General features: G+C 62.0%; 9 protein-coding genes. 6 read left to right on the top strand and 3 right to left on the bottom strand.

Annotation, left to right across the window (positions count from 1 at the left end; genetic code table 11):
• The first annotated feature begins 1,230 nt into the window (after positions 1-1,230).
• Positions 1,231-2,022 (top strand): isocitrate lyase/PEP mutase family protein, encoded by a 792-nt coding sequence (locus AC1D2F_RS23435; protein WP_476967865.1) that lies wholly within the window; start codon positions 1,231-1,233, stop codon positions 2,020-2,022.
• A 546-nt stretch (positions 2,023-2,568) separates the two neighbouring features.
• Here the strand turns inward: AC1D2F_RS23435 and hemB are convergent.
• The 3 genes from hemB to AC1D2F_RS23420 form a co-directional block, all read right to left on the bottom strand.
• Entirely contained in the window at positions 2,569-3,549 is a 981-nt protein-coding gene (hemB, locus tag AC1D2F_RS23430; protein WP_229996105.1) for a porphobilinogen synthase, read from the bottom strand.
• 134 nt (positions 3,550-3,683) lie between these two features.
• Positions 3,684-3,812: an alpha/beta fold hydrolase gene (locus tag AC1D2F_RS23425; protein ID WP_290369415.1), complete on the bottom strand. Its 129-nt coding sequence runs from the start codon at positions 3,810-3,812 to the stop codon at positions 3,684-3,686.
• Between the two features lie 731 nt (positions 3,813-4,543).
• Complete coding sequence (locus AC1D2F_RS23420) at positions 4,544-5,755, bottom strand: alpha/beta fold hydrolase (protein WP_476967864.1); 1,212 nt, start codon at positions 5,753-5,755, stop codon at positions 4,544-4,546.
• A 925-nt stretch (positions 5,756-6,680) separates the two neighbouring features.
• Between AC1D2F_RS23420 and AC1D2F_RS23415 the strand changes: the two genes are divergently transcribed.
• The 5 genes from AC1D2F_RS23415 to AC1D2F_RS23395 all read left to right on the top strand — a co-directional run.
• A complete protein-coding gene (locus AC1D2F_RS23415) occupies positions 6,681-8,075 on the top strand; it encodes an MFS transporter (protein WP_229995252.1) in 1,395 nt (464 codons plus the stop codon).
• A 93-nt stretch (positions 8,076-8,168) separates the two neighbouring features.
• On the top strand, positions 8,169-8,975 hold the full coding sequence (locus AC1D2F_RS23410) for an alpha/beta fold hydrolase (protein WP_229995253.1): 807 nt from the start codon (positions 8,169-8,171) through the stop codon (positions 8,973-8,975).
• A 158-nt stretch (positions 8,976-9,133) separates the two neighbouring features.
• Positions 9,134-9,811, top strand: coding sequence for a GntR family transcriptional regulator (locus tag AC1D2F_RS23405; RefSeq protein WP_229995254.1), 678 nt, complete (start codon positions 9,134-9,136; stop codon positions 9,809-9,811).
• 95 nt (positions 9,812-9,906) lie between these two features.
• Positions 9,907-11,613: a thiamine pyrophosphate-dependent enzyme gene (locus AC1D2F_RS23400; protein WP_229995255.1), complete on the top strand. Its 1,707-nt coding sequence runs from the start codon at positions 9,907-9,909 to the stop codon at positions 11,611-11,613.
• 108 nt (positions 11,614-11,721) lie between these two features.
• Positions 11,722-12,330 (top strand): aldehyde dehydrogenase family protein (locus AC1D2F_RS23395; RefSeq protein ID WP_476967863.1); only part of this gene is annotated, 609 nt, incomplete at its 3' end.

Raw genomic sequence — 12,330 nt, 5'->3', positions numbered from 1 at the left:
CGATGTCCAGATATAAAGGACCTCTCAGGTGCCCCATGGATCTAAGGTAACCCTGGCGACAGTCCGCTGGTGCCCTGACTGATTCCGATCGTGGTGGTTGCCGCCCGGCCAAAGACGCGCAAGAAATAGACGTAAGAACCAGGCGGAAAGTCATATCACCCAGACCCCGTGGCAGCATGAACTCGTGTCCGCAGAAATAGGCACGAAGGGACGTCGCCGATGAGCCACGGCATCACCTGGACACCGGTGTGGACACTGTACACACCCCCGTTGGCCGGACAAACAGCCGCCAGCTTGTCCCCGAGGCTCCAAGAAGCAGCGAATCGCAGCCAAGCATCCGGAAAAATTTCGCACAGGTCATGTCATCACCACAACCCCAGAACATGAATAGGTGAAGGACCAATTGCGCCCACCAGAACAAGCCAGAAAGGAGACCCGGATGACCCCACATCCCCGCAGGCGGAAGGCCCACCAGCCAGGACCTTGAACCCGCCACCCACAACTTCACAGGCTACCGCGGGGCCAGGCACCAGCCGCGGAACAGCGTCAGAGTGACCCGGGCAGGGTCAATGTACACACGATAAAGCAAAACCCCCCTCTGACGAGGGGGAATGCTGTGCCCGAGGTGGGACTCGAACTGCATTCCCACCCTTGCAAACACTGGCCCCCCGCAAACATAGGGAATCCGGCCCAATCCGACCCACAAACGACGCAGTCCGAAGCCCAAAGTGTGCACTTTGTACACACTTTCTTTTTGCCACACTCCAGGCAACCCAAAGCGCTGAGTAGGAACCAGCGAAACGGCCAGGCAACAATGCTGAACTAAAGTTCGCGCCTTCCATGAACCAACCGGCTGGTGTAGGCGCCGAAGCCGTCCACGAGACGATGGCTGTCCCGCCTCAAGTATCGTGAAGCAGGCCGCACCGAAATCTTGGCGTTGCCACAATCTGGACGAGACCGGATGAGGCCTGTTCGCTCTTCCACAAGCCAAAGTCAGGAATCCTGCCACTCCTCTGCGGATCAGGTGCCTGCGACGGATTCTCCCTAGCCCTCGACAGCTGCCACGACCGGTTTCGACGCCTTCGTCGATGAGGACGTTCCCATCCCGCAGGAACGCGACCCGTTCCGCCTCAATTACGAATAGGTCCGGGAAGGATGATTCGTTGCACCGCCCCGCCGCGTTTATAGACTGAACGGGGATTCACCTACTTCGGCTGGCAGGGGATGGGAATGAAAACGGCCACTTTCCGGGAACTCCACCACACTGTGGTGCCACTCCTGCTGCCCAATGCGTGGGACCTCGGATCCGCCTTGGCATTTGCGACAGCAGGATTCCCGGCCGTCGGCACCACCAGCTTTGGAATTGCGGCAAGTGCCGGCCTGCCCGACGGAGGCCGGTCCAGCAAGGCGGTCACCGCCGCACGGGCGGCGCAGCTGTGCCGCCTGCCTGTCCACGTCACGGCTGACATCGAGGACGGCTACTCCGATGACCCCGCCGAGGTTGCGGAACTTGTGGCCCAACTGGCTGCCCTGGGCGTGGCCGGGGTCAACCTGGAGGACAGCACCGCCGGGCACCTGGTCGATCCAGCAGCCTTTGCCGACAAAGTTGCCGCCGTCAACCGACGCAGCCCTACTATGTTCATCAACGCCCGCGTGGACAACATATGGTTCGGCGAACAACCCACTGTCGATGCCGTCCTGCTCCGTGCCTGTGCCTACGCCGACGCCGGAGCGGACGGCATCTTTGTCCCCGGACTTGTGGATCCGGAGGACATCCGGATCGTCACCGCTGGCATGGGGCTGCCGGTCAACGTGCTGGCACATCCCTCCCTGACCGTTGCCGAGCTGGGTGAGCTGGGGGTCCGGCGGGTGAGTTCCGGCTCCCTGCCGTACCGCGCAGCAATTGACGCGGCGGTGAACGTGGCCAACGCCCTACGTGACGGCAAACCAGTGCCGGCCGCCACTCCGTACTGGGAAATGCAATCGCGTCTCGTGTCATTCAGCCAGCCCCACACGGACTAACCGCCGTCAGTGCCACCCCGTCTACTCCCTACGACCGCAGATGCCACGGAGCTCAGTAACCCCACGGTCAGGTCCGGGATCGTGGCAGCAACAGATGAAATCCTGCGCCGCAATTACCCGTTCGTGGCCAGCCACCATACGCTGACCCGGGAGGGCGAATGGTGCCTGCGGGTTCGCGCGCGAGCCCGATGTGAAGGACAAAGACCCGGAAGATGACCTGGTTCACGGTGCGGGCCCGCACATCAGCAGACGTGCTGCGCCCCTGTGCACTTACAGGTCGCCGCGTCCTCCCCGGAGCACCTGCGCTGCCACGTAGCGGGCACGCTGCCGACGCGAATCCGAGCACAGCACAAGCGGTCTCAGCCGGTGCTGGTGCGGGATGGCCACAGAGCCCGCACCGTGGGGATCCGGCGTGACTCAGAAAGGAATAGGCAGCCGCCGCCCCTCCGGCGGGCGCTGCACTCAGGCGGCTAGGCCCCTGAGGCCGTGCCACAGCCCCATCTGCCGTGGACCGGTATTCGGGCCGGATTGTCCCGTCGCCGCCCATCACGCTGCCTTCAGCCAGGTCGCGACCTCTGATGCCCAGTAGGTAAGCACCATGTCCGCCCCAGCACGCTTAGTTCCAAGCAGCGACTCCAGGACCGCTCCGCGGCGGTCGATCCAGCCGTTCGCGGCCGCAGCTTCGATCATCGCGTACTCACCCGAGATCTGATAAGCCGCGACCGGCACGGGGCTGGTCTGGGCTACGTCGGCCAGGATGTCCAGATAACTCATCGCGGGTTTGACGATCACGATGTCGGCGCCTTCTTCGACGTCGAGTTTGACCTCGGTCAGCGCTTCACGGCGGTTCCCCGCGTCCATCTGGTAGGTTCTCCTGTCCCCCGTAAGCCGGGAATCGACAGCCTCCCTGAAGGGACCATAAAACGCTGACGCGTACTTCGCTGCGTACGCCATCACCGCAGTGTTCGTGTGGCCCGCGCTCTCCAGCGCCCGGCGGATGGCTCCGGTGCCGCCGTCCATCATCCCTGACGGCGCCACGATGTGGGCGCCGGCGTCGGCCTGGGCGATGGCCATCTGGCCATAGATTTCCAGGGTCTTGTCATTGTCCACGTATCCGTTGGCGTCGAGGACGCCGCAGTGCCCGTGATCGGTGAACTCGTCCAGACACAGGTCGCTCATCACGACAAGGTCGTCGCCCACTTCTGCCCGGACGTCGCGTATGGCTGCGTTCAGGACACCTTCAGGGTCCAGGGCGGCGGAGCCGGCATGGTCGCGGTGAGCGGGGATTCCGAAGAGCATAATGCCGCCCAGTTCCTGTTCGGCAGCCTGCGCGGCAGCCCGCTTCAGGGAGTCTGCGGTGTGTTGCACGACGCCGGGCATGGATCCGATCGGTGCCGGCTCGGTGAGGGCTTCGCGGATGAAGACCGGAAGGATGAGATCCGAGGTGGCCAGCCGATGCTCCGTTACGAGACGTCTGATGGCCACTGTGGTGCGGAGGCGACGGGGTCGTGTCTGGGGAAAGGTCATGTCTGTCCTTTTTCTCGTGGTGGGGGTCGTCCCCGTGAATCGCGGAAAACACCGGGCATAGACAAGCTGTCCCCACTGCTGTGGGGCGCGGTGAGGACAGCTTGGGGCAAGGCGGTGAAGGCCGACGGTGGCGGCTATGACTGTCCGATTGCTTCGACGAACCCGATAATTTGTGGGATGACAATCTCCGGAGCCTCCAGGATGTTGCTGTGGCCGATCCGGTCGAGCCGCACGAGTTTGGCATTGGGGAGCCCGTCGGCCATTTCGTCGCACCACACCGGGGGGCCGGTGCTGATCTTCCTCGCCCGAGACGATGAGCACAGGGATGCCTAATTCCGGGAGAAGGGGCAGCGAGTTGCGCCTTTCAATCACGCCTTTCATGGCCGGCAACAGGCTCTTGGGGAGCGAGGCAATCCGCTTACGCCACAGGTCAAGCATGTCAGCTTGTGGGGATCTGACTGTGTCGTTTTCCCCGACCATCGAGGAAGAGCGAGCGGAGGCACAGGATCGTCGGCAGGCTGGACTCGCCGGTATCTTCGACGTGCAGAGTCGTACCGTTTACGGCAATGCGTGAAGCTGTCACGTTATGGCCTCTCAAAAGTGATTCCTGTGATCGGCGAGTCCGATGGAGTCACGCGAACGGCGTTGATGCCGTCGGACTTCAGGAAGAGTGCCCGCCCGAAGAACGTGCCCTGGACCAGCCAAAGGGCAGAACCATCCGGCATCACGCCGTCGACGCTTCCGGCGGCTATCAGTCACCCTTCCGGTACAGGCGCACCGTATTACTGGATTCGAGGTCGGCCCAGTTCTCGATGAATTCATTCATCCGGCGTCCTTTCCAGGCAGATGGACTGCCGAGTCAAGCGGCCGTTTTCACGGGCATGAGTGAGGCCGCTCCCAAGCGCAGCCGGGACGGCTTTTGCGGCTTCCGGCGAATGCAGAAACGTGGGCCTGCGGGCGAGTCTCACCTCGCCCGCAGGCCCGGCGCATGTGCCTATTTGTAGTCGTTCCTGTGCAGGAAGGAGCGAACGGCTTCGTTGTACTCGTAGGGATTCTCGATCATCGGGTAGTGCCCGGTGCCGGCGAGTACCGCGATTTCGCTGCCTTCGATGTGCGATTGTGTCGAGTTGACTTGATCGGGATAGACCAGCCAGTCAGCGTCCCCCGCCAGCAAGAGGACCGGAGCCGTGACCTTGTGCATCTGGTCCCGGACATCGAATCCCGCGTAACCTGTGAGGTCTGCAGCGGCGACTTTGGCGGTGTTGCGCTGGATCTGCCACACGACTTCCTCTGCCCGGTCTTCGGGGGTCCGGTCGCCGGTGAGGGACTGGGACCAGCATTCGAGGATCTGCTGCCCGTCGACCTTGAGCATGTCCAGGAAGAACTCGGACACTGTCGGAGTGTAGTCGGCGCCCTCGGACGAGATGATCGCGGAGTAGGCGTCAGGCCGGCGGGCGCCCAGTTCCAGAACCATATTTCCGGCCATGGAACAGCCGACGATAGCCGGCTTCTCCAGGCCCAAGGCGTCGATCAGCGCCTCGTTGAATTCCGCGTGGCGGGTCAGGCTTTCGAACGGGCCGTCTTCAGGAACGAGGGTTTTGGAGTGGCCGGGTGCGTCCACTGCAATGACGCGGTATTCGTCCGAGAGGCCCTCCAGCACATGGCGGTACATCAGGCTGTCCTGGCTTGCGGCATGGAAGCAGATGAGGGCGGGACCTTCGCCAGCCTCCTCATAGTAGGTGCGGATGCCGTTGACATCGATGTATCGTCCGATAATTTCCTTGCCGGACGGCCGTGGGGCCGGGGACGGTTCCGGGCGGGGGCTTGCTTCCTTGCCCACTCGCTTCATGGCCTCCAGCAGCAGCCACATGACCTTGATGTTCCTCATCGCGAGGACGGCGTCACCACCGAGAGTAATCTCGCCCAGCCCGGGCGATGTCCCGCGGTACCAGTCCGTTTCTCCACTGACTACTCGTTCCCATTCGGCACGTGGAGCGCTGATGATAATGTCGGCACCCCTGGCCGAGGACCCGTCTGTAACGCCGGCAACCTTGCCCCCGCGAATGTCCAACGAGGCAGAGCCCTCCTCGTAATGAAATTGGATCCGAGCCTCGAACCACTTGGCGGCTTCGGACCAGCGCACGTCGGCGTTCAACTCCTCGCCCAGCAGCTCCCACCATTTTCCAGAAAGTGTTTCAGTCATCATTTCTCCTTGATTCGGATAGGACTGGCCCGTTAGGGCCACCATCGGCCCGTCCCGAGTGTCAGTCCTGCTTTGTGTTGAGGCCCCAGGTCTCCGAACCTCGTCGCTGGGGTATCGAAGTGTCCTCAATGGCCCTCAGGCCTAAGCTGAGTGGTTCACATCACAAATTTTAGACTTTGGATACGATTCACGCAAGTCTTGGGGACTGGTTCGCCATTTGACCGGATATCGCCTGCTGAATGTATCCAATCGCTGCTTAAGCCCTTAGTCGGCGGACCTACATAACCCCCGCCTCGATCCAGTGGCCAACGAAGCCTTGGTGCCGGCGTGGAGTCGCGGCATCCGCAATACCTTCCGGTGGCGAGGCTTGACCCGCGGATCGCGATGGCTGCACCCGAATGGGACTCCAGAAATGGGGGTCTCCTCTCTGGAGTAATCGCAATGGCTGCGCACTCTACTCACGGCCAGATGCGAGGATGCCCCCCACTGCCGGGCCCGCCGTGGAGGACTCACGTCCACGCCCTGGCCCCCGTGGCGCCCCCGGTCCACCAGCCCGCCGCGGTGAACGTGCACCCCCCAGCCGCCTACAGCAAACCCTACTTTTCCGAAAGTTGGATACATGCAACGCCAAAGAACGCATTTTTTACCACTTTAGCGACAACTATTGCCTTGATCGTATCCAAAGGCCTAGGGTTGTGGTGCGGAACACTACATCATTGCTTAGGGCTGCGACTATCCCTCTCATCGAGGAGACGGCGATTGGGCACCCCGGCTCGGCAGAGAGTAGGACTCGCATCGTGCGCGGCCAAAGAAGGCCGCGCACCGCTATTAATGTGCGCGGGTTTCCCGCCCCAAAACGGGCCYCAGTTTCACCTGACGGTTTCGTACTCCCCTAACACCAGCTTGATTTCTTGAAAGAGGCCGACCGATGTCTAGTTCTTCGCCACCTCGCGTTGCTCAGCAGCGGACGTATGGAGGAATTCCCAGCTACTCGCTGTACGCACTCGTATTTCTCTGGCTCATCTATGCACTCAACGCCAGCACCCGCCAGCTTCTATTCTTCGTTCTTCCCTCAATAGTCACGGAGTATCAGCTCACGCCTGAAATGACGGGTATCGTGTCGGCGATCGTGACCGTGTCCGCGTCCCTGTTGGCACTCCCGCTCGGCCCCTGGTTCGACAAAGGCGGACATGGGTGGGCCCGCAAGTACCGAAATGCCGTCATGGCGGTCGGATACTTTATCTTTACGATCTTGGGCGGAATCGCCGCGTTGACGTCTTCGATCTGGTCCTTCGTCACCTTGCAGAGCGTCAAGAATGCCTTCGGAGGAGCGGGAGAGGCCATCGAAGTCTCCACCATGGCAGAATCTGCCCCCGTCGAAAAGCGCGGCCTGTTCCTTGGGCTGCAGCACACCGCATACCCGTGGGGAACGCTCATCACCTCACTCCTCGTAGGTGGCATCCTCACTTTGGCAGGCACCGAGAACTGGCGCGATACGTTCTTGATAGTTCCGCTCTCTATGGTCCCGATCTGGATCAGCTACTGGCTGTTTGCCACGAAGAAGCGATACACCCGGTTCGAGGAACAAACTATAGCGGCCGGTTACACCGCTCCCCTGCGCGATGGCGACGAACCGCACGAGCCCGCGGCACCGGGCGCCTTGGGACGTGCGCTGCGCAATCCAAACATCGTTGTCCCTTCGATTGCGGCCCTTCTCGGCATCGCCGTCTACACCGGCATCAGCTTCTGGCTGCCGCAGTACATTGCGTTCGTCGGCAACTACAGCTTCGCTGAGGCGGCTGCTTATGCCGCAGTGTTCACGATCACCGGGGGTGTGGGACAGATTCTGTGGGGACATGTCTCGGACACTCTGGGGCGTAAGTTCACCTCGATCATAACGTTCGTGTGGCTCGGGATCGGCATCTTCATGCTGCAGCTCTCGTCCCAAGGCCTCATCTGGCTTGTCGGGCTCCAACTGTTCCTCGGAATGGCCACCAACGGGATCTTTCCGGTGCTCTACAGCTTCGTCGCGGATGCCGCTGAGAGGGGTGGCCTGGGTACTGCCAACTCTGTTCTGCTGACGACCATGTACCTTGGAGGAGCTTCTCCACTTGCCTTGGGCTTCCTGATCTCAGCGGGCGGCGGATACACGGCCGCCGCCGGCTACAACTGGAGCCTTTACATCATGGGCGGAGCCTGTATCCTCGCCGCCTTGCTTCTGGTCCTTTTCACACGTGAGACCGTCGGCAAATTCAAGTCCAGAGACCGCGCCCTCGTCTCCCCCCAAAGCTGCGGCCAGGCCCCGGTAGACACTTTCGCCTAATCGCCCACCTTCCGTAGTTGGCGGCAGATTCGCCCTCGCTGCGCCAAGCTCATCCTCCCGTCTCACTCGAAACAACATAGGAGTTGTATAGACATGCCCAGGACCCAAGAAGTTGTGAAGGTGCGCGACACGCACCTCTTCGTTGATGACACCGGCGAAGCGGATTTGCCCGTCATCCTCTGCCTGCACTCGCTGTTCCTCGATTCCCGCATGTTCGACGGTCTGGTCGAGGCTGCCGCAGGGAAATTCCGCGTCATTCGTCCCGAGTTCCGAGGTCAAGGAAGAAGCGACCTTCAGGATGTGGACGTCATCACTATGGATGAGAACGCCGAGGACATTCTGGCCCTGATCGACTCAATGGTTCTGAAAGATATCAATCTCCTCGTCCAGTCAATGGGCGGTGATGTTGGCGTGCGAGTGGCCGCGCGCAGACCCGAGCTGTTCCACAAGATGGTGATGGCCGGCTCCTCTGCCCGCGGTGAAACGCATAAGGAATACGTCGACTGGACCGAGCGCGCCAGTGTCCACGGGTTTGTGGGCGATGTGTTGGAAGAGACGATGGAAATCATGTTCGGGGCGACCTGCCTTGCAGACCCGGAGCGCGCAGACATGGTGTCGCTTTGGCGGGACCGAATCAATGCGGTGCCCCGGCGCCTCCGCCCGGCGATGATGGGCGTGATGACCAGGGAGAGTGCATTGGACCTTCTTCCGAAGATCGACTTCCCGGTTCTGATATTTTCAGGGACCGAGGATAGTGCGCGACCGCCGGCCTGGGCTCAAGAAGTGGCTGACGGACTTCCCAACAGCGAACTAGTCATCTTCGACGGCGTCGGGCACAGCCCAACCCTCGAAATTCCTGAAGTTGTCTACCCGCGGCTTTTGGGCTTCTTCCACTCCTAGATAGCTCATTTCCTCTTGGCTCTGGCTGGGTTCGGTCCTTCTTCTGGCGCCGAACCCAGTGGGAGCCAACGAACGTCACGCCACATGGCTGCCGGTGAACCATGGCGACTCTCCGCCGCTAACAATCCAGACATCATCCCAACGGAAAAGGGGAACCTGTGGAAACCACCCGCATGGCCGGGAGGACAGGCCGGAACATAGCCGAACAGCTACGCGCCGACATTCTCCAAGGCCTCCTCACCCCAGGGGAGCGAATCGGGCAGGAGGTGCTGGCCGAACGCTTCGACGCCAGCAGGATCCCGGTCAGGGAGGGTCTTAAGATCCTCGAAGCCGAAGGGCTGGTTACCATTGTCCCCAACAGCGGCGCGTGGGTTTCCAGTCTGGACGCCTTCGAGTTCGACCAGATTTACAAGCTGCGTGAACAGGTTGAAAGTCTGGTGCTCCGCGAAAGTATTGACAGGCTGACACCATCGCAAACTGACCGGCTCCAAAGGCTCGCCGACAAAATCACCGAAGCGTCCGATGCCGAGACATTCATGCGCCTCGATCAGGAATTCCACCTGTCGACATATGCGGGAGCCTCTTTTCCCCTCCTGCACGACATCGTCCATCGGTGCTGGAATTCCACAGTGCATTATCGCCGCGTTTTCGCGCAGGAACTCCAGCTCGAGCAGCAGTGGGCGACAGATGCAGAACACCACCTCATCGTGGACAGCATTGTCAGAAAAGACCACGAAACGGCGGGAAATCTCATCCGCGCCCACATCCGGAGAACACGTCTGACGCTGGCAGCGCGGCCAGACATCTTTCAAAAAAGCTCAGCGCCCGCAAACTGACCAAACCCCGGGGAAGGCGTTGTTCACTCATCCGGACAACATCCCGTCACGGTTGCCCTCGGCGAACCAGCAGTCCAATACAGAAGGAAGAAACAATGAAGTTACCGGCCACCATTCCTCCAACACGGCCCGGTGCGCCCCAATCCAGCCCACGGCCTGCAGCAGCGGCCGCGATCAAGTCGGCAGGGCATGTCATCGTTGACTCACTTGTGGCCCACGGTGTCCAGCGCGCCCACGTAGTCCCCGGGGAAAGCTTCCTCGACGTCCTGGACGGGCTGCACGACTCCACTATTGAAACCATTGTGTGCCGCCACGAGGGCGGGGCCGCCTACATGGCCGAAGCCGACGGGAAGATGAACCAGCTTCCCGGCGTCGCAATGGTGACGAGAGGCCCAGGGGCAGCCAACGCCCATGTCGGCCTGCATACCGCTTGGCAGGACTCCACGCCGATGGTGCTATTCGTCGGTCTCATCCCCTTCGCTCACCGGGACCGCGAGGCATTCCAGGAATTCGACATCAAAGCCTGGTTCGACACCGGGGCCAAGCGGGTGATGGTTCTGGATCACGCGGAGCGCGCCTCCGAAATTGTGGCCGAAGCTTTTTTTGCGGCAATGAGCGGCCGGCCCGGCCCCGTGGTCGTCGGCCTTCCCGAGGACGTCATTCGCCAGGACATTGACTCAACACTGCACCCGCCCATCCCCGTTGCAACCGGAGGAATGACCACCGCGGATTCCGGTGCCCTCGCCACCGCCTTGGCAGCATCCACTAAACCGCTGTTTGTAACCGGCGGGAACGACTGGACGCAGGAAGGCGCGGACCTGCTGACTCGATGGTTGGAGAAGCACCATATTCCTGCGGCAGCCGAGTGGCGCACTGAGGGCACCGTCCCGTTCCACTCCCCGTCGTATGTCGGACCGATCGGCTATGGGCGCCCGCGGCCCACCTACGACCTGCTGGAGGAGACCGACCTGCTTGTCTTTGTTGGCACGGTCCCCGGTGATGTCATCACCGACGGGTTCCTCTGCAGGCAGGACTGGAACAAGAAGAACTTCCTGGTCACCATCGACCCCTCCCTCCGCGGCCGCTCCGGCCCGGTGTCATATCAGATCGTCGCCAAACCCGACGTGTTCATCCGGGATCTCGTCAAAATCGACCTACCGGTCAAGAGCGAGTGGAAGGCCTGGACCTCGCGGATGCGTACCGAGCAGGAATCTTTCGCCGCCCTCCCTCCGGCCTCGCCGGTCGACGGCCAGGCCCGGATGGACACGCTAATGGCCAACCTCGTTCCGACGCTGCCCGCTGATGCGATGGTCACCCTCGGTGCCGGCGAGCACACGAACTGGGCGCACCGGTACTTCCCCACCCAGCGCTACGCGTCCATGATCAGCGCCCGCAACGGTTCCATGGGCTACTCCGTCCCCTCCGCCATCGCCGCCTCCCTGGCCTACCCCGGCAGGCGTATCGTCACCATCGCCGGCGACGGCGAATTCCTCATGAACGGCCAGGAACTCGCAACCGCCGCTCAGTACGGCGCCACTCCCCTGGTGATCGTGATGGACAACCAGGAATACGGCACCATCCGCACCCATCAGGAACGCCACTACCCTCACAGGGTTTCAGGCACCCAGCTCAAAAACCCGGAATTCGCGCTCATGGCCCAAGCTTTCGGCGGCTTCGGCATCAAAGTCGAACACGACCGGGACATCCCCAGCGCCGTTGAGGCGGCACTGGCGGCCATCCATGAGGACCGCGTGTTCGCGCTCATCCACTTGGTCGTCGAGCAACGGGTCAAAGCCTACTAAGGCCTCTATGCAAACACGGCGCGACGGCAGCCGCTGCCTGACCCCGACGGCCGGTGTCCCCCCGCACTGCCGCTGAATACTTAACGCCTCATTGAATGGAAGAAAAGAATGTCTGTTCCCGCCATTAAAGAACTCGAACTACTGGACTCGGTCCCGACGGGCCTGCTGATCAACGGTGAGTGGCGTCCGGCCGCGTCCGGGAAGACGTTCGAAGTCGAGGACCCGGCGACGGGCAAGGTGCTGTTGAGCATCGCCGATGCCGGTCCTGAGGACGGCATGGCGGCCCTGGACGCGGCTGCCGCGGCGCAGGAGTCCTGGGCGAAGGTCCCGGCCCGGGAGCGCGGGGAGATCCTGCGCCGCGCCTTCGAGCTGGTCACGGCCCGTGCCGAGGACTTCGCGTTGCTGATGACACTGGAGATGGGCAAGCCTTTGGCCGAGGCTCGTGGCGAGGTCACCTACGGGGCGGAGTTCCTGCGCTGGTTCTCCGAGGAGGCCGTCCGTGCGTTCGGCCGCTACTCCGTCTCCCCGGACGGGAAGTCCCGGCTGCTGGTGACCAAGAAGCCGGTGGGCCCGTGCCTGCTGATCACGCCGTGGAACTTCCCGCTCGCGATGGCGACCCGCAAGATCGCCCCCGCGGTCGCGGCCGGCTGCACGATGGTGCTCAAGTCCGCGAACCTGACCCCGCTGACCTCGCAGCTCTTCGCGGCAGTGATGGTC

The organism is Arthrobacter sp. P1_B3 (assembly GCF_056406615.1).
The sequence above is the reverse complement of the archived record's forward strand: the minus strand, read 5'-3'. Positions and strand labels throughout refer to the sequence as shown.